The 19,389-nt window shown below is 51.8% G+C and carries 15 protein-coding genes; 3 read left to right on the top strand and 12 right to left on the bottom strand.

Annotated features, from left to right (window positions below; all coding sequences use genetic code 11):
* Nucleotides 1-36: 36 nt before the first annotated feature.
* From thrS to BUB30_RS27820, 8 genes are all read right to left on the bottom strand, one after another.
* Nucleotides 37-1,971, bottom strand: coding sequence for a threonine--tRNA ligase (gene thrS / locus BUB30_RS27855; RefSeq protein WP_073141134.1), 1,935 nt, complete (start codon nt 1,969-1,971; stop codon nt 37-39).
* A 135-nt stretch (nt 1,972-2,106) separates the two neighbouring features.
* Nucleotides 2,107-4,647, bottom strand: a complete 2,541-nt coding sequence (locus tag BUB30_RS27850) for a DUF5686 and carboxypeptidase-like regulatory domain-containing protein (RefSeq protein WP_143165114.1) — start codon at nt 4,645-4,647, stop codon at nt 2,107-2,109.
* Between the two features lie 58 nt (nt 4,648-4,705).
* Entirely contained in the window at nt 4,706-5,359 is a 654-nt protein-coding gene (locus BUB30_RS27845; protein ID WP_073141128.1) for a SanA/YdcF family protein, read from the bottom strand.
* A gap of 26 nt (nt 5,360-5,385) precedes the next feature.
* Nucleotides 5,386-6,072 carry a TrmH family RNA methyltransferase gene (locus tag BUB30_RS27840; protein ID WP_073141127.1) on the bottom strand — a complete coding sequence of 229 codons (687 nt, stop codon included), beginning with the start codon at nt 6,070-6,072 and terminating at the stop codon, nt 5,386-5,388.
* 103 nt (nt 6,073-6,175) lie between these two features.
* Complete coding sequence (locus BUB30_RS27835) at nt 6,176-7,483, bottom strand: NupC/NupG family nucleoside CNT transporter (RefSeq protein WP_073141125.1); 1,308 nt, start codon at nt 7,481-7,483, stop codon at nt 6,176-6,178.
* A 140-nt stretch (nt 7,484-7,623) separates the two neighbouring features.
* On the bottom strand, nt 7,624-8,223 hold the full coding sequence (locus BUB30_RS27830) for a bifunctional nuclease family protein (protein WP_073141122.1): 600 nt from the start codon (nt 8,221-8,223) through the stop codon (nt 7,624-7,626).
* On the bottom strand, nt 8,224-9,177 hold the full coding sequence (locus BUB30_RS27825) for an electron transfer flavoprotein subunit alpha/FixB family protein (protein WP_073141120.1): 954 nt from the start codon (nt 9,175-9,177) through the stop codon (nt 8,224-8,226). It abuts the gene before it with no gap.
* Between the two features lie 49 nt (nt 9,178-9,226).
* Complete coding sequence (locus tag BUB30_RS27820; protein WP_073141118.1) at nt 9,227-9,967, bottom strand: electron transfer flavoprotein subunit beta/FixA family protein; 741 nt, start codon at nt 9,965-9,967, stop codon at nt 9,227-9,229.
* Nucleotides 9,968-10,209: 242 nt separating this feature from the next.
* Here BUB30_RS27820 and BUB30_RS27815 point away from each other — a divergent pair, with 242 nt between their 5' ends.
* On the top strand, nt 10,210-11,517 hold the full coding sequence (locus BUB30_RS27815; protein ID WP_073141116.1) for a hypothetical protein: 1,308 nt from the start codon (nt 10,210-10,212) through the stop codon (nt 11,515-11,517).
* Between the two features lie 88 nt (nt 11,518-11,605).
* Nucleotides 11,606-12,898 carry a hypothetical protein gene (locus BUB30_RS27810; protein ID WP_143165113.1) on the top strand — a complete coding sequence of 431 codons (1,293 nt, stop codon included), beginning with the start codon at nt 11,606-11,608 and terminating at the stop codon, nt 12,896-12,898.
* An 81-nt stretch (nt 12,899-12,979) separates the two neighbouring features.
* Here BUB30_RS27810 and BUB30_RS27805 read toward each other — a convergent pair whose 3' ends face one another.
* Nucleotides 12,980-13,411 (bottom strand): PRC-barrel domain-containing protein, encoded by a 432-nt coding sequence (locus tag BUB30_RS27805; RefSeq protein ID WP_084138437.1) that lies wholly within the window; start codon nt 13,409-13,411, stop codon nt 12,980-12,982.
* A 322-nt stretch (nt 13,412-13,733) separates the two neighbouring features.
* On the opposite strand from BUB30_RS27805, the gene moeB reads away from it, so the two are divergent.
* The gene (moeB, locus tag BUB30_RS27800) at nt 13,734-14,891 is read left to right on the top strand and encodes a molybdopterin-synthase adenylyltransferase MoeB (protein WP_073141111.1); all 1,158 of its coding nucleotides are present in this window, start codon (nt 13,734-13,736) and stop codon (nt 14,889-14,891) included.
* Between the two features lie 508 nt (nt 14,892-15,399).
* On the opposite strand, the gene BUB30_RS27790 is transcribed toward moeB, so the two are convergent.
* The 3 genes from BUB30_RS27790 to BUB30_RS27775 form a co-directional block, all read right to left on the bottom strand.
* A complete protein-coding gene (locus tag BUB30_RS27790; RefSeq protein WP_143165112.1) occupies nt 15,400-15,798 on the bottom strand; it encodes a hypothetical protein in 399 nt (132 codons plus the stop codon).
* Between the two features lie 81 nt (nt 15,799-15,879).
* Nucleotides 15,880-17,256 carry an amidohydrolase family protein gene (locus tag BUB30_RS27785; RefSeq protein WP_073141104.1) on the bottom strand — a complete coding sequence of 459 codons (1,377 nt, stop codon included), beginning with the start codon at nt 17,254-17,256 and terminating at the stop codon, nt 15,880-15,882.
* 895 nt (nt 17,257-18,151) lie between these two features.
* Nucleotides 18,152-19,330: a trans-sulfuration enzyme family protein gene (locus BUB30_RS27775; RefSeq protein ID WP_073141101.1), complete on the bottom strand. Its 1,179-nt coding sequence runs from the start codon at nt 19,328-19,330 to the stop codon at nt 18,152-18,154.
* Nucleotides 19,331-19,389: the final 59 nt, after the last annotated feature.

The raw sequence follows: 19,389 nt of genomic DNA, 5'->3' as shown, positions 1-19,389 counted from the left end.
GTGCAAATATCGTTATAATTTTTGCTTTTCACAATATTAAACCGGAGCAGAACATTCAATTCTGAAGCGATTTACGAATTCTTCCAGTGGGACGCTACCTTGGTCGCCCTGGCCATGTTTACGCACCGCCACCATCTGATCGCCGGCTTCTTTCTCGCCTACGATGAGCATGAACGGTATTTTCTTGGTCTCCGCATCGCGGATCTTGCGGCCGATCTTTTCGTCTCGATCGTCCAGTAATCCCCTGATATCCTGCTCTTTAAGCTTCTCGTAGACCAACTTGGCGTAGTCGTTGAAGCGCTCGGAAATGGGCAGTACGGCGATCTGGTCGGGAGCCAGCCACAGGGGAAAATTACCCGCACAGTGCTCGATCAACACGGCCACAAACCGCTCCAGCGACCCAAACGGGGCGCGGTGGATCATGACCGGGGTGTGTTTCTGGTTGTCCGAGCCCACATATTCCAGTTCGAAACGAATTGGCAAATTGTAGTCGACCTGGATGGTTCCCAACTGCCACTGACGCCCCAAGGCGTCTTTTACCATAAAATCGAGCTTAGGACCGTAGAACGCAGCTTCGCCCTTTACGGCAACCGTGGACAGTCCTCTTTCGTCGGCAGCCTCCTGGATGGCTGCTTCTGCCTTTTCCCAGGCACTGTCTTCGCCAATGTATTTGGCCTTGTTTTCGGGATCGCGCAACGACACCTGGGCGGTATAATTCTCAAATCCCAACGATTTGAAAACGTGCAACACCAGGTCGATCACCTTCACGAACTCTTCCTTCACCTGGTCGGGACGGCAGAAAATGTGCGCATCGTCCTGGGTGAAGCCCCGAACGCGGGTGAGGCCGTGCAACTCGCCACTTTGTTCGTAGCGATACACGGTGCCAAACTCCGCCAGGCGGACCGGCAGGTCGCGGTAGGAGCGCGGCTTGGTTCTATAGATCTCGCAGTGGTGCGGACAGTTCATCGGTTTCAGCAGGAACTCCTCCCCTTCGTCCGGTGTGTGGATGGGTTGGAAAGAGTCTTTGCCGTATTTCTCGTAGTGACCGGAAGTGACATACAGGGCCTTGCTTCCGATATGCGGCGTAACCACGGGGTCGTAGCCGGCCTTGATCTGGGCTTTGCGCATGAATTGCTCCAGGCGCTCGCGCAGGATGGTTCCTTTGGGCAGCCACAACGGCAGGCCCATCCCTACCCTTTCGGAGAAGGCAAACAGTTCCAATTCCTTGCCCAACTTGCGGTGGTCTCGTTTCTTGGCTTCCTCGATCAGGTGCAGGTATTCCTCGAGCTCTTTAGCCTTGGGGAATGTAATGCCATAGATGCGGGTAAGCATCTTGTTGTTTTCGTTGTTGCGCCAGTAGGCTCCTGCCACGTTAAGCAGCTTCACGGCTTTGATGAAGCCCGTGTTAGGAATATGTGGACCGATGCAGAGATCGGTGAACCCGCCTTGCTGATAGAAGGTGATCTTGCCATCCTCCAGACCGTTGATGATCTCGATTTTGTAGGGATCGCCTTTCTCGGTGAAATATTTGAGCGCGTCAGCCTTCGACACATCCTTGCGAACGTATTGGCTGTCGTGTTTGGCCAGCTCTTTCATTTTGGCCTCTACGGCGGCCAGATCATCGTCGCCGAAAGGTTTGCCATTCAGGTCGACGTCATAATAAAAGCCGTTCTCGATGGCGGGGCCAGTACCGAATTTCACACCGGGATACAGCGCTTCCAGGGCCTCGGCCAGCAAGTGAGCCGACGAGTGCCAGAAGGTGGTCTTGCCACTTTTGTCGTTCCAGGTCAGTATTTTGATGGAGGCATCCGTGGTGATCGGGCGGGACAGATCCCATACCTCTCCGTTTACTTCGATGGCTAATGAGACACGCGCCAGTCCTTCGCTGATGCTGGACGCAATTTCGGAACCCTTAACGCCCTGGGGATATTCGCGGACGCTTCCGTCGGGAAGTGATATTTTTACATTCATGGACGTGAACTAAACTACAAAATTAATTCAGGTTGCAAATATGCAACATTAAAAGCGGGATTGCGCAGGTTTTTGAGGAAAGCGAGATTTTATTTCCGCGCAGGCGGCCGGACCTTTTTTGTCTATGAAATCCGGTCACAACTGGAATTGAAAACTAATGAACACCCCGAATTTCCGCACGGGAACATTGGGTTGTTGCTGGTGATCCAGGTAGTTGAGCCGGTGGATGAAGTCGATGCGCAAAAACCGGAAGATGTTTTCCACACCATAGCCCAATTCCACATACGGTCCCTTGTTGAAATAACCGACGGGCAATGTGGGTTCGCCCGATGGCGTATAGGGTGCTATGAGCGCGCGGTTTCCCGGAGTCATCCCGCCATAAATCACATTAGCGGTGCCCAGCAGGCGCCATTTCAATTTCCGGAGCAAGGGAATGCGATTTAACAATAACCCTTCGAAATAGTGCCGGTATTGCAGCGTCGCGTAGCGGTCGCTCACGAATTCGCCATAGTTCATGAGGTTGTAGGTCACGCTGTTGTAGAGCACGGTTTGGTTTCCCAGGTGCAGACCCAGTAGCGGGTACGGTATGTCGGTGAAGATGTATTCTCCCATCAGGTCCACATAGGCTGTGCCCAGCGGGCCAAGGCGAATGCGTTTGAAGAGGCTGAGACGCAATTTATCATAATCAAAATCGCTATTCAGAAGGCCTTTGAATCCCCTTGTGTAGCGCACCGTGATGATGGGCCACCGCGTGGTCCCCAGGCTGATGCGGTCGTTGTCGGATTGAAGGAAGACTTCATCCCGGGCGTAGCGCGCCTCGAGGATCATTTCGGCCGATTCAAAGTTCTGGCTCACGGTAGAGGCCGACAGGTCTTCCGGATTGTCATAATATGCAAAGGCATAGGTAGGCCGAAAGGTAAAGTACCGGAAGCCTACACGCTGGGAGAATCCCTTGAACACTTCACGACGAAAATCTATCCGTCCCTCCTGTGTGTAGTAGCCGCGCCGGAAATAGCCAAACCGTTGGGAGGCCAGCAACAAGAAGTTGTCGCCGGCCGTTTCGCCATCGATGCCTACACGCCCCAGGTCGCTGCGGGCCCGGACGGTTAATGTGGTCCAATGCTGTCGCGACAGAATGTTCTGGACCTGCGCCGTGTACTTGATCCGTTGGTCGCGAAACCCATAGCCCAGTTGTCCCCCGAGCACCCACTTGTTGCTGAAGTTGATGTTGGTGCGAAAGCCGGGTTGGATGCGCACCCCTTCGATGTTGTTTATGGCCAAGAGCGATATATAAGGGCCAACGTCGATCTTCCCTACTTTGTAATAGCCATTGACGGCGATCTTGAACAGGTCGATGTACGTGCGCACCATGGGAATGGTCTGCAGCGTATCGATCATCTTGTAAACGTTCTTCTCCGTGGGCGTGAGCGGTTCGTGCCGGAGAGAATCCCAGTAGACCTCCTGTTCATTCATGCGCGCGTCTTCGGCCATGGTGATGGGTAACTGGTAGAAATTTACGTCATGGGGTTTGTTGACAACAAAGTTCTTGTTGCTGGTGTAGAACTTTGCCAGCAAGCCGGTGCTGAAGCTGGTCACCTCGCTCACGTCGATGAGTACCCGGTTCTTTACCGGCAACCAGGCACCCCCTTCGGCGGGTTCGAGTTCTTGCTGGATTTTTATTTTCTCTATGAAATTAAGGTTGGCTTGTCGCCCCACGGCGGCGTCGATCTGTTTCAGGGCGTAGCCTTCTTTGGTGATCCAGATGGAACCCGTGAACGCGAGGTCTTGCGGGCTTCGCGGCGTGAAATCGAGGCGATAACAAAATTGGTCGCCGATGTACAAACTGTCTACCAGGTCATAGTCATAATACAACCGCCAGCCGTCGGCAATGGGTGAGACAAAATCTTTGGTGACGATGTTGACCCAGTTTTGATAAAAATTATATTCCTGGAACGAAGAGCCGATCAACTGCGTCACCGTGGTTCCATCCTCTATGCCCACACCGTGTACTTTCGAACGCAAAATGTTTTCATAGCGGAGCGAGGGATTGTCGCGGTAGTAGACTTTGGAGACGCTTTCGGTGATGAGGATGGGCAGTATGGGTTTGCCATCCTCGCCAGCCATGCGGTCGATGCTGTCGAGCACCTGGGTGATCTTCTGGATCACTTTTCGTTTCCGGAATGATTCGGTGATGTTGTCGACGTCAATTTCGATCTTGGTGTAGGTGTCGTATTCATAGGCCACCATTTTGCGTTTGTCGTTCTTGTTTTTGTTCTTCACCACATTCCGCAGGATGGCATATGCTGGATTTTCGCCCGAGAGTACCACCACTTCCTGGAGGCTCTGCGTATTTTCCACGATCTGAAAATTGATGACCTGCTTCTTGCCTTTCACGACCGCTTTTTTCCGCGGCGTGTAGCCAATGTAGGACACAACCAGCGTGTCGCCCGGATGCGTGGTGCGGATCTCGTAGTTGCCATCGAAGTCGGTGGTGGCGCCGGTGGCTGTTCCGGGGAAGATCAGGTTGGCAAAAGGTATGGGATCGCCGGAGTTGGCATCGGTCACTTTGCCGCTGATGGTGGTTTCCTGTGCTTGCGATAGCCAGGGCAACCCGAACATCAGTACGGTAAAGAGAATAAAGGGACCTGAGAATACGTTAGCAACGTCTCTTCGCACGCTGGGGGGATTTATGATTTTCAATCTAAGGATTAACCATGTTTAGGCCTATCCTGTTCTACTGCCGCACGGTACTGACTTTAATCTGCTCTTTCTCCCCTAAAAAGCGGGGTGCTGTTTTGAGTACATACAGGTCCAAAACAGCTTTTGGCCGGGCCAGGTATTCGCGAAGCCGCACTTTCATGGAGGAGTCAAAGTCAGGTTCGTCGGCCACCATGGCCACAGCGTCAATGTTATAGTATCGGCTGATGAATAGAGCCCGATAACTGTGAAAAGGTTGCGTGATGATAATAATCTTGTTCTGACCGAATATTTTTTGGCAGCGCACCACCGAATCCAGCGTGCGGAGGCCGGCATAGTCGAGGGTGATGGCGTATTCGGGCACCCCCATTTTGACAAGGGCTTTTTGCATGGCCATGGGTTCGTTGTAATAGCGCGAGCGATTATCGCCACTGAGGATGAAATGGTCGATCTTTCCCATGCGGTATAGCTCCGCGGCTTTTTCCATGCGTTTTTGAAAAAAGGGATTGGAGCCGCCTCCCACGGTCTTGTGGCTGGTGCCCAACACTAACGCCACGCGATGGTCGGGAAGGCGGGTGAGGTCGCTGAAAACTTTGGATGTCGTGCTGCTCACCACCCAGACGTTGGTGCCGATAACGAACAGCAGGCATACCCCAATGACTACCAACAAAATTTTCTTCAGCCTGCGCATAGCAAATGGACCCGTTGCCAACAAAGCTACTCAATTGCGCGGAGAAACTCCTGTTCGATCAGGTCCGACTTCCGTACAATTTTCCGGTACCACTGCAATCGGATAAAATCCTTCTCTTCGTCGCTGAGGCCAAACGTGTTGCCCGACTGGTGCAGCTTGCTAACGATTGAATTCAGACAAATGGCAACGCTCACCGAGATGTTAAAGCTTTCCGTGAAGCCATACATCGGTATGCGCACCTTGGCATCGCACAAGGCCAGTGCCTGTTTTGACACGCCGCGCAGTTCGTTGCCGAACAAGAGCGCCACCTTGTGTTGCGTGGCGTCCACGTCGTGGATGGACAGGCCGTCTTCGTCGGGATCGGCGGCCATCACTTTGTAGCCTTCACTTTTCAATTTCTGAACACAGGCCACGGTGTTGTCTGTGTTTTTGGAGGTATGGTGAATGATGTCCAGCCATTTGTGCGAGCCCTTCAGCACTTTTGGATTGACGCTGTATTTGCTGATGTTCTCTACAATGTGGATTTCTTGCAAGCCCATGCACTCACAGGTGCGTACAACTGCGCTGGCATTTTGCGATTGAAAGATATCCTCCAGGATCACGGTGACATGGCGCGTGCGCTGGTCCAACACCTTTTCCACGCCCTGCAGCTTGTGGTCGGAAATGAATTGGGCCAGGTGGGCCGACACCAGTTTCTCTTCACGGGTTAGCATACTCCAAACGTAAGGCGGTTGTTCCTGGGTTCCATAAAAAGCGATTGAACGATGCGTTCCTGAAAATACCGGTCAGCCTGGACGCAGCGTCCGGCGAAACCGGTCAACTGAATAAAGCGCCTGCGATGGTGGCCGTCATCATGGTGGCCAGGGTGGCGGCGATCATGGCGCGAAAGCCCAACCGGGAGATGTCGGCCTGGCGTGACGGCGCCATCCCTCCTGTTCCCCCGATCTGGATGGCAATGGAGCTGAAGTTCGCGAACCCACACAGCGCATAGGTTGATATCAGTATCGACTTGTCGCTCAACACCCCTGCCGTTTTCATGACGCCCAAATCCGAGTAGGCCACAAATTCGTTGATCACCATCTTTTGCCCCAGCAAGCTTCCCACCGCCAGGGTGTCGTGCCACTCGACGCCAATACAGAAGGCGAATATGCGGAAGACCTGACCCAGGATGTATTGCAGTGAAAAGCCATCGAAGGTACCGTTGGTGCTGTTCACCACAAATTCATTCAGGCCTGTATAATGGCCGATCAATCCCACCAGGATCCAGTTTAGGGCATAGATCACAGCGATGAAGGCGAGCAGCATGGCGCCCACGTTCAGGGCCAGCTTCAACCCGTCGGATGCGCCGATGGCGATGGAGTCGATCAGGTTCACGCCCACGTGGTCTCTGGTCAATTTCAATTCCTTGTCGATGGGTTCGGTCTCGGGCAGGAAGAGCTTCGCCATGACCACCGATGCCGGGGCGCTCATGATGGAGGCGGTGAGCAGGTAGGTGGCAAACTTTGTTTGCTCGGCCGGGTCACTTCCTCCGAGAAATGAAACGTAGGCACCAAACACACTCCCGGCAATCGTAGCCATCCCGCCGACCATAAGACAGTGCAGTTCCGATTGTGTCATCCCCGGAATGAACGGTCTCACCAGCAGGGGCGCTTCGGTTTGTCCCATGAACACATCGCCGGCAACGGAGAGGCTCTCTGCGCCCGACATGCGCATGGTGCGCGTCATCACCCAGGCAAATACGTATACGATCTTTTGCAGCACGCCCAAATGGTATAAGCCGGCCGTTACCGCCGAGAAAAAGATGATGGTGGGCAAGGTTTGAAAAGCGAAAAGGAATCCGAGGTTGTGACGAACGCCTTGCACGGCATCTGAGTTTTTTGATAGATCACCATACAGGAACGCAGCCCCTTTCTGGGCAAAGCTGAGGAACACGATAAATTTTTCGCTGACGTATTCGAACCCCGACTGCACGGCACCCACTTTGGCAATGAGTAAACCAAAAACCACCTGTAGGGCGATGCCGGCGGCTACCAGACGCCAGTCTACTGCTTTGCGGTTCGTAGAGAAGAGGTAGGCCACACCCACAATAAATACCAGGCCACCCAGCGCGCGTAAATAATCCATAACGAAGAGCGAAAGCACAACGCTGGTTGCCGCCTTGGCGGCCCTGGCATTGTCTTCAAATTGGTTTTAGATTTAGTAATTCATATACACACAAAAAGCACGAAGGGTCAGATCTTCATGCTTTATGTTATTTCTTTTTCTTAGTTCCGTTTGCTCAACTCGTCGCGGATCTTGGCGGCGCGTTCGTAGTCCTCTTTGTCGATGGCGTCTTTGAGGAGTTCGTTCAGCTTTTCGATGGAGTAGTTTTTGAAGTCGTCTTTGCGGCCGGTTTCTTTCTTCACCTTGGCTTTGGGTTCTGTTTTGGGCTCGGGCTTGTCTTCTTCCACCTCGTCGGTGAGCACGATGCCGGCTTCGGCCAGGATGTTTTCGTAGGTGTAGATGGGCGAATCGAAGCGGAGGCCGATGGCGATGGCATCCGAGGGGCGGGCGTCCACTTCGCTTTTCTTGAGGCCGTCGGAACACACGATCTTGGCAAAGAACACGCCTTCTTTCAGATCGGAGATGATGATCTCGTCTACCGTGAAATGAAAGTTGTTGGCAAAGGCTTTGAACAGGTCGTGGGTCATGGGCCGGTTCGGGATGATCTTTTCGATTTCGATGGCTATGGCCTGGGCTTCGAACATCCCGATGATGATGGGAAGCCGGCGGCTGCCTTCGGTTTCACCCAACACCAAGGCAAACGAACCAGTCTGTGATTGACTTGATGATAGTCCGAGTATTTCCAGTTTAATTTTCTTCACTTACTTCGCAGCTTTGATCGCCTCAGTCAATTTAGGAATTATTTCGAAAGCATCGCCAACAATACCATAATCGGCGGCCTTAAAAAATGGTGCTTCCGGGTCTTTGTTTATAACCACGATGTACTTCGAAGAGTTTACCCCCGCCAAATGCTGGATGGCTCCCGAAATGCCCACGGCAATATAGAGCTGCGGCGCAACTTTCACGCCGGTCTGGCCCACGTGCTCGTGGTGCGGCCGCCATCCCATGTCGGACACGGGCTTGCTGCAGCCGGTGGCGGCGTGCAGGGTTTTGGCCAGTTCTTCGAGAATGCCCCAATGTTCGGGCCCCTTCATGCCGCGACCACCCGAGACCACGATGTTGGCTTCCGGGAGCAATACTTCGCCGGTGGCCTTTTCGGAGGAGGTGATCTTTGTGGCAAAGTCGGCGTCGCCCAGGGTCACGCTATAGGGCGTTACCTGTGCCGGGCTCCCTACTTCTTTTATGTCGGCTGCATTCTTGCGCAGGGCGATCACTTTCTTTTGATTTTTTAACTCCACCCAAGCAAAGGCTTTCCCGGTGTAGATACTGCGTTTCACCACAAAACCGCCGTCGGTCTTAGGGAGTTCCACCACATTTGACGCCAGGCTGGCGCCGATCTTGGTGGCCACGCGGGCGGCGACGGGTGTTCCCAGCGACGAATTGGCCAACACCAGGAGGTCTGCACTTTCGTCCTGGAGGGCTTTCTCCAACACGGTGGCGTAGGCTTGGATGATGCCCTGGCTCAGTCTTTCATCTGCGACGTGCAACACTTTTTGCGCGCCATATTTTCCCAGGGCTTCCAGTTCGGCTTTTTCCACCGCACCGAGGGCGATGGCCGTGACGGGCCCTCCCAGCGCATGCGCATAGGCTACCGCTTCAATGGAAGTCTTTTTGATCTTTCCTTCTGCACTCTCGACAAAAACGAGTATCGCCATACAAGAATTTAGGTTAGAAAATTTATGGAATTAAAACGATGAATCGGGATTACAACACCTTGGCTTCGTTCTTCAACAGATTGACCAACTCCGGCACGTTGTCGGCAGGGATCATTTTCACGGATCCTTTGGGGGGTGGCAATTCGAATTTCTGAAGCTTCACGCCGCTGTCGACGGCCTTGGGTTCGACCACTTTTAACGGCTTGGTCCGGGCCGACATGATGCCGCGCATGTTGGGGATCTTCCACTCGGCAATGGGCTCCTGGCATCCAGCCACAAACGGCAACGACACTTCCAGATATTCTTTGCCTCCTTCAATTTCGCGGGCCAGCTTGGCCTTGGTACCATCCAGGTCCAGCTTCATGACGGGTGAGATGGAGGGGATGCCCAGCAACTCGGCCACGATGCCGTGCACAACGCCGCTGTTATAGTCGATCGATTCTCTTCCCATGAGGATGAGATCGTAGGGTGTTTCTTTTGCAATGGCCGCGATCTGGCTGGCCACAAAAAATGAGTCGGTAGGTTCGGCGTTCACGCGGATGGCATCGTCGGCGCCGATGGCCAGACCCTTGCGCAACGTGGGCTCGGTGTCGGCGGGGCCGACGTTCAGCACCGTTACCGTGGTGCCGGCGATGGCGTCTTTCAATTCGATGGCGCGCGCCAAAGCATAATCATCGTAAGGACCTATTATAAACTGAACTCCTGTGGTGTCAAACTTCGTATTGTTGTCCGTAAAATTGATTTTTGATGTCGTATCCGGAACGTGCGTAATGCAAACTAAAATCTTCATCTGGCTCTAAATCAATAAGTTGAAAATTGCTTTTCCAAACTGCGGTCAAGATACAAAAAACCGCTCTCCAATTGCCAAAACGGCCATATTTTTCAGATTACCCTTGTTTTGACAACACTTTCTTGCTCCACGCTACGGCTCCCGGAAGCGTCCCATCACTACAATCCGTTATGCGCACAACAGACTTGCGGCGTCCTTACAATGTGTATATTTAATGTACATCATCGCCGTTCGTGAAAGTTATGAAAGCGTTGTTTTGTTTCGCCCTTCTATTGCCGCTGTTTCCTTTCCATGCGCAAGGACAAGAGGACCCAGTCTATAAACTTGAGCTGCGAAAAGAAGTAAACCAAATGCCGTGGCGCGACAGCGTTTACCGGTTCCCCCATTTTCTTCCCGGCAAGATCACGTTCGATAACAACTTCACCCCCGATCAACAGGTCATGCTCAACTACAACGCGTACTTCGAGCACATGTACCTCGTCAATCAGAAGGGTGACACCTTGCAAGTGAAAGACTATAGCCTCGTCAAAATGGTGACCATCGGCGACGTGAATTTTATCAACGACCCGCAACAAGGCTATGTCGAAGTGGTCACCCGTACGCCTGTGGCCTTGGGTGTAAAACACAATTTTATCTTTCTGGGTGAAGACATGGGCTTAAACAAACCCCCGTTGATCAGGACCAGCACCGACTTCAGAGGCGCGCGCATTGACTATACCCGTGTGTATAAAAAAGGAGAAGCTTATTATTTTATCGACCTCAACAACACCGCGCACAAGGCCACCCTCCTTTCGCTCAACAAACTCTTTCCCAATTACAAAGAAGACATCAAAACACTGGTCAAAACACGCGACCTGGATTTTCGAAATAAAGCAGATTTGTTGACGCTCTTGGAATTCTGCAACAGCAAAGTTGCCTCTAACCCTTACGACACAACACACCTGCTGCTTTGGAAAGCACGCCAGCCCGCTACCACGCTCTGGTGGCGCGACAGCTTGCGACGGTTTCCAAGCTTTATGGAAGGACGAATCACCTACAGCAGCCAAAGGACGGTGGTGTCGGTGGATCAACTCAACTACAATCTGCTGACCGGCGAGATGGAATCGATCAGTCAAAAAGGCGATACCTCCACCGTGAAAAATCAACAAGAGATCCGTTCGCTGTTCCTCGACGACATCTTGTACTACCACGACGCCGCGAAGGGCTATGTCGAGGTGCTGATGCAGGGGCCTTTGTCGCTGGGAGCACAGCGCCGGCTGAAGATGATCAACGACGAACTGTCGGCCGAGGCCAGGGCAGGGTCGGCGCACGCGCCATACTTTGTGTTGAAGCCAGGCGATCGTCTGTACAGAAAAGAGATCACCTATTATTTTATCGACAAAGATGCCCGGGTCTATCCCGCATCGAAGGACGCTGTGATCCGTTCATTTTATCCTTACCGGAACAAAATCGAGGACTATCTCAAAGCAAACGATGTGGATTTCAAAAATGAAAACGATCTGCGCGCGCTGTTAAGTTACTGCCACCAGCTTCCGGCGAAAAAGAATTGAGGGCAGGGAAAATCAGTATTGAAAATGCATCCCTGTTTTCTTAACTTTCTTTTGCACTTTTCTCGTTACCATGAAAACTTCAGCTTGCTTGAGTTTCGCGCTCTCGCTATTCCTTTTTTGTCCAAACGATCGCGCCCTGGGCCAACCCGGACAACTTTTCAAATTGGGATCCGGAAAAGATGTGAACCGGATGCCCTGGCGGGATAGCGTATATCGCTTTTCGCAATTCCAATCCGCCGTGGTCACCTATTCCAACAAATTCATTCATCCGGCGAGCGTGTGTATGAATTACAACGCCTACTTCGAACACATGTTCCTCGTCGACGAAAAGGGCGACACGCTGCAATTGCAGTACGGCCCTGAAACCAGAACGATCCGGATGATTACGCTGGGCGACGTTGATTTTCTTCACGATGACCGCCTGGGCTATATCGAAGTGTTGAGCGCGGGTCCCGTGGCTTTGGGAGCAAAGCATAATTTCGTGCTGGTATCGACCTCCCGGCGCGTTTCCGTGTACGACTTTCGAGGCGAGCGCGCCGATTACGTACGGGAATACAAGAAGGACGTCGAATACTTTTTTATCGGTCGCGACAATACCGTGTACCCGGCATTTCCTCCAACGATGTCAAAATTGTTTCCGGCGCACAAGGAGGCCATCAAAACTTTTATAGACGATCATCGGATCAACTTCAAGCAGGAGAAGGACCTCCTCCTGTTGGTCGACTTCTGCAACGCGAAAGCGACGAGACCACTATACGATACCAGCGAATTGTTTTTCTGGCCAAACGGAAAAAACTTGTCGCAGCTTCCTTGGCGCAAAGGCGTTTATCGTTTTACGAATTTCGTAGAAGGCCGCATATCGTATGCCGACAACGTTTCGCCTCGTAGCGTGGCCGCCCTCAACTACAATCGTTTCACCCGCAAAATGATGTGGATCGGCCCGGGAAACGACACGCTTTCGGTGGACGAGGCCGGCAATATTCGGGCCGTGCAACTCGATAGTGTACTCTACCATCGCGAGCCGGTCAGGGGCCAGTATCTCGAGGTATTGATGCGTGGTCCGGTTTCACTGGGCGTTTTGGAAACGCTAAGATTGATGAACCGCGACCTTGAACGGGAACAACTTTCGGCTGCCGGAACCATTGCCTATCCCAAACCGCAGTTGGGCGACCGCATCTACAAGAAAAATGTGACCTACTACTTTATCGATGGCAGCGGCAACGCGTATCCCGCTACAAAAGATGCCGCCTTGCGCCTGTTCCGCACCCATAAAAAAGAGCTGTCGGCCTATCTCCACAACAATACCATCGACTACAAAAATCAAAGCGACCTTGCCGCCCTGCTGAGCTATTGTAATTTAGTTCTGACAAAAAACCACTGACGGCACCTGTTTAGAATATGAACACAAAAAAAAGCATGTGCCCTCGGCACACGCTTTTTATTTTTTTGTAAGATCGTTTGATCAATACGGTTCCGAGCCCGTGTTGGGACCCATGAAACCACCCCAATAGGTGTTGGCGGTATCAAAATCGTGGGCGTTTGTGCCCGGCCAATGATCTTTGTCGAAGCCCGGGGCTTCTTTCAGGATGTCTTTGTCGAGGTCCAGCACAAAAGCGTGCTCTTCGGCGTTGAGACGAAGCACCCGGAAGGGAAGGGCAAAGAATTTTCCGCCGAGGCCGAGGAAGCCACCGCTTTCCATGACGATGTATTCGATGGTGCCGCTTTCGAGGTTCAGCATGATGTCTTTAATATAGCCCAGCTTCTCGCCCGTGGGACCGATGATGGTGTCTTTCATGACCGACGACGCCGTGAGCAGCCTGACAGGCGTGTTGGCGTGCGCGCCTTCGTGGTTGCGGCCGGTAAGATTGTCTACGTCCAAATTTTCATTTTTCATGACCGTGTGATTTAAGGGTTGGGAATTTTTGTTTACTCCTTCGCGATAAGTGTAAAAACTGTGCCACTCCAGAAATGTGGATTGGGTTTGTTTTGCGGTGGGTGGTTTAAAAAAGAGTGTGATTAAATCTCCACAGTCGGTTCAAAGCGGGGTGTGGGTACACAGGAAAAAATCATTTTGAACCGCAGAGACGCAAAGGCGCAAAGTCAATGCAAAAGAAAGCTTTGCGCCAAACTTTGCACCTTTGCGTCTTTGCGGTTTAAACATCTCCACAGGCGGAACTTATAACACTGGAATTCCGCTTATATTTGGCAGCACCGCTATGACCACACTGACCCGCGAAGAAAACATACGTTACAGCCGCCACCTCGCACTCCGGGAATTTGGCCTGGAGAACCAACTCAAGCTGAAGCAAGCCAAAGTTTTGGTGGTAGGCGCCGGCGGCCTGGGCTCCCCTGCCCTCTTCTACCTGGCCGCCGCCGGCATCGGCACGCTGGGCATCGCCGACGGCGACACGGTGGACCTCTCCAACCTGCAACGTCAAATCCTCTTCACCGTCGACGACATCGGCCACAACAAAGCCGAAATGGCCCGCGCCCGACTCTCGCGCCTCAACCCCGGGATCGCCCTCCACCCCTACCCGACCACCCTCACGTCCGCCAATGCACTCAATGTGTTGAAAGACTATGATGTGGTGATCGACGGCACCGACAATTTTCCCACGCGTTATTTGCTGAACGATGCCTGCGTGCTGCTCGGCAAGCCGCTGGTGTACGGCTCCATTCTTCGCTTCGAGGGCCATGTTTCTGTTTTTAATCTTCAACAGGAAGACGGTCAGCGCAGCGCCAATTATCGCGACCTTTTCCCCGAGCCGCCCGATCCGTCGGCCGTTCCGAATTGCGAGGAGGCCGGCGTGCTGGGCATTTTACCCGGCATGGTGGGCGCCATGCAGGCCACCGAGGCCATCAAGATCATTACCGGGCTGGGCGAACCGCTGGCCGAAAAGCTGGCGATCCTGGATGCGCTGAGCATGAATATCACGACCATCCGCTATCACCCGCAGCGCGATCGCTACAGCATCACAGCCTTGATAGATTATGAAGATTTTTGTGGTTTAAATCAGCATAAAAATAAATCTTTGACTTTTAACGAACGTGAAATTATGAAGGAGATTACCGTACAAGAATTGAAACAACTCATGGACTCCGGCGCCGACTTTCAACTGATCGACGTCCGCGAGCCGCACGAATACGAAGCCGCCAACCTGGACGGCGAACTCATTCCCCAAGGCGACATCCCGTCGAGCGTGGACAAGATCTCGCGCGACAAACAAGTGGTGATCCACTGCCGGAGCGGCGCACGCAGCGGCAACATGGTGCAGTGGCTGGAGAAGAACCACAAGTTTGAAAATCTTTACAACCTGAAGGGCGGTATCCTCGCCTGGGCGAGGGAGATCGATCCGGAGATGCACGTTTCTTGAGGAGCGCCATGTGACACCGGATTTCAAGGTGTTATGACATCGAAGCCGTCTCAAATTTGAGGCGGCTTTTTTATTTAGGGCTCCCGTTAGCTTCAGCGCTCTATCCCTATCGTTGTTCTTGCAACCTGTTTTGCGGAACGCACGTTCAATCAATGTCCCTCAACTACATCCTAATCCTAGGTCAAATGAAGAAGAGGGTTAAACTCCTATTTACTCCCATTCTTGCTTACGGCGTATTCATCACCTTCAACGAATTTACCCGCAATCCAGGGTTTAGCTTATTGATCACTTTTACCGTTACTGTTTTTTTTCTCTGGATAATATTCCGGGAGGCTGTGCGATGATTCGGCAAGTGCGAGGTTAGTAGAAAAGGCGCAGACTAAGACGACATTTCGTTGGCGACGACGATATTTCGTTGATGGCATTGAAATGCTGTTGCGTTCGAGAAGCGTCCGCCCCAATAAGCATAATCGAAAAGAGAACGGAGAACGGTCCTTTGCCCCTTCGTTCAATTCCACCGAATGCTTTTTAACTTGGTATTGGACAAGTCTTCGAAGAAGAAAACGGTAGTCTCATCCACTCTGCTTAACAATACCAGCACTTCTTTGTCCCCGATCTCAGCTATCGATGGATGGGTTAGATTGATCACGCAGATTTTGAAGTATCTTCTTAAGAAAGACTTTTTTAGTAGCGGTACAAACATATAATTCTTGAAGAAGACGGGAGGTCCTCCAAAGTAATCTTCTTTTCCGCCGAGCATCTTTCCATCTATTATCAGGTTGGCCACCTCTGGACCCCCCTGGACTATTTCGATAAAGTTGGAATACTGGACCGTGTGTCCCTCAACTGCGTATTTGTCCGGGAAATTAGTCGGGAAGATTTGCATCAGCTTTTTTGAAGGCTTCAAAGCTATTAAATTTGAATGAAACGCCGACAACTTCGGCGCTACCTGTCGCTATTGCATACCTCTTGATGAAAGAAGCCTTATTCAGGGCTTCTGCATCAATTTATTTCGGTCGATGATGTTCCCCTCAACGATCAAAATACTAATCGCTTTCAGATGCTGCAGCGACATCACCGGATTTTGATCCAGCACCAGGATGTTGGCGTCCCTTCCTTGCTCCACTTTGCCGATCGAAGTCCAATCCCATAGCAGGGAAAAATTGTGGGTGGCTGCGGCCAGGACTTGGCGATTGGTGAGTCCATAGTGCGAGAGCATTGCCAGTTCGTTATGAAGGGAAATACCGGGTAGCGTACCAAAGGCATCGGTACCCGATCCCGTAAGATAGCGCGCTCCATTCTTAGTAAAAACCTTGTCGATCTCAAAAAGCGCGGGCACAGCGCCCTGACGAACCGGCGACGGATTTTTAGGTTTCCCCGTGCTCTTGTCCAACGGCTCGAACTCGATCATCCGCTCATCGATGATGGAAGCGATCGGCTCCAGCCAGGGATTGGTGGAAAAATCCATTTCAGGATATTCCACCATAGCGGCGGTAGGAATTAACCCGACGCGATGATCGCGATACAACTTCGACAGCTCCTGCAGTTTTGGGTTGCCGGCTAGATCTTTTTGACCGGTGATATATTCGTAATAAGCCCTTGCCGGCGGGCCGAAAGGAGACGTGCTGTAGACCTTCCGTAGAGAGTCGGGTAACATATCGGCCGAGTAGCGCGAAGTGTGCACAAAACTCAGGATGCCCGCCTGAACTGCTTCACCGTAGGACGATAATCCCAACTCGCCAATCGTCGCGATCTTGTTTCGCTTACAAGCCGCAACGATGGCCGGAAGCTGCGCGGGCACGACCGCATAGTGGACGAGCAACACCTTCACTCCAGCCCTCCCCAAGGAATCAATATCATGATCAATTTCTTCCGTACTCCAGGACCGAACAACCTCAAAACCAGCATTCTCTACCCCTCCTACGCTGACCCGCCTGGATTTCGCACCCCAATAAGCATCGAGCATGATTTTGCGGGGAGAAGGTTTGACCGCCCAGTCAATTTTACCGCGGCGGTTATCCTCCGTCATGACGGCGGTGGTTACCCCCATATACAAGTAGGCGTTCGCATAGCCCTGGTCGTTGATGATGCCGAAGCAATCGATCAACCCGGGGACGATATATTTCCCGGTGACGTTAATCACCTTGGCGCCTTTTGGAACCTTCACCGACGAGGCGTTGCCGGCGGCTCTGATTCTGCCGCCTTCGATCACCACGGTGGCGTTAGGGATATCACGTTCTGAATTGCCAAAGTCTGTGACGTCTATGATCGTTCCGCCTTTCAGTACAAGGACTTCTTGTTGGGCGAATGCGCATTGGCATAGAATCAAGGGGACGAATACGAGGTAAAATTTCTTCGCGAGCATAAAGAAGGTCGTTTAAGGGTCTCGACGATGAATTTAAGTACTTTTCAACGTATTTCTTATCCCAGAATTCGTGTAAGATCCTTCCTGCGTCGCTGAATTATTCTACTTTACATGATCCGGTTTTGCGGGAGGAGGCCTCGTTCTTGGTCATCCTTGTCAGGGATAAAAAGATTGCTTATTAACGTTGATCTTCGGGATAAGATTTCAGAAGGAGATCAGGGTATAGCGAGCAGCTGTTGCTCGACTAGGTAAGAAAGTTAGCAACTTCTGTTACCCGATGTCTAGATCATTCTGCGATAGGTCGTTTGAAAGATTTCTTCAAGACATAGTAACCCTCGGGACCGTAAAACCAAAACAAAATTTCCTTTTCATAAAAAGAAAAAGTACATGGTCATTCTGATTCTTATCTTCCTCTTTGGATCTGTTTTATAATAAGCAGGCTCCCAGTTTCTCATTTGACCTAATAAATCATCGATGATCGTCCTCATACTCGCGTCGATGCTTTTTGATGACCAAAAGAATTTTGACTCGATCTCACCCTTTCATTTATCACAAAGGAGCACTCAGCAAGGTTAGTCCCACCATCCCATTTCAAACGGTTTGCAAATTTCAGACGATTAGCTAATTCCTTATAAATCAAAACGCTATCGGCAACAAGCCGCGGGGCGGCAATGCTATCATAAATAGATGCGCTGTTCTGTTCGAATATTAGCTCGTGATCCTCACTAACGCCCTGTATCTCGGGGTCACCATCAACCTTTTGCCTCGGCGCCTGACTCTTGCACGAACCACCGATAAGGGAGATAAAAAAAGACGCAATCAATACTTTGTGCATAAAATCGCTTACGTCTCAAAATTTACGTTTCTCTCCGTCAAGGACAAATCTGTCGAAAAGTTACATAGACGCTTGGATCGCCTGCTTCACATCATTGATGATGTCGCGCACATCCTCCAACCCTACGGCGATGCGGATCAGCCCGGGCGTAATGCCTACCACTGCCCGCTCCTCGTCCGATAATTTAGAATGCGTTGTCGACGCGGGATGAATAGCAATCGTACGTGTATCGCCCAGGTTAGGTGTATGAGAAATCATTTTCAAAGCGTTCAAAAACTTGCGTCCTTGCTCCAACCCTCCTTTGATCTCGAAGGTAACAATCCCTCCACCAAGACGCATTTGCTTTTTGGCCAGTGCATACTGGGGATGAGAAGGTAGGAATGGATATTTTACTTTGATGACTTGAGGATGACTCTCCAGGAACTCGGCCAACTTCAACGAATTTTCACAATGACGATCCATGCGTACAGCCAAAGTCTCGAGGCTCTTGGAAAGTATCCAAGCGTTGAACGGTGACATCGCTGGTCCGGTGTGGCGCGTGAAGAAGCGGATCTCTTTGATGAGCTCTTTGGTGCCGAGGATGGCGCCGCCGATGACGCGGCCTTGGCCATCCATGAATTTAGTGGCAGAGTGCGTGACGATGTGTGCGCCCCACTTTGCCGGTGTTTGCAGGTAGGGCGTGGCGAAACAGTTGTCGACGTTGAGGATCAACTTGTGTTTTGCGGTCAGTTTGCCGAGCCACTCCAGGTCGATGAGGTCGAGCGCGGGGTTGGACGGGGTTTCCACGAAGATCATCTTCGTGTTGGGTTGTATTTTGCTTTCCCAGGTTTCGGGTTGATCGATGTCGGCATAGGTATAGGTGATGCCGAAGCGGGGGAAGATCGTGTTTAGGATCTGGTGTGTTGAACCAAAGACGGAGCGGCTCGCGAGCACGTGGTCGCCTGACTTTAGCAGCGCGGCCATGCTGCTCCACATGGCGGCCATGCCGGAAGAGGTGGCGATGCCGTCTTCGGTGCCTTCCATGACGCAGAGTTTGGAGATGAACTCGTTGGTGTTGGGGTTGGAATAGCGGCTGTAGATGTTGCCGGCGATCTCGTCTGCAAACATGGCGCGGGCTTGTTCGGCGTCGTCGAAGACGAAACTAGACGTGAGGTATAGCGGTACGGAGTGTTCGCGAAACTCTGAGCGCTCGTGTTGTCCGCGGATGGCGTTGGTTTCGAAATAGAATTCTTCTTCCATGGGTGCGTATAAATCAATAATCGTGAATCGTGTAAAATTTGTTACCCTTCGCTAAAGCT

The organism is Chryseolinea serpens, assembly GCF_900129725.1.
In the GTDB taxonomy this organism is placed as follows: Bacteria; Bacteroidota; Bacteroidia; order Cytophagales; family Cyclobacteriaceae; genus Chryseolinea; species Chryseolinea serpens.
Note: the sequence above shows the minus strand (reverse complement) of the source record. Positions and strands in the feature narration are given on the sequence as shown.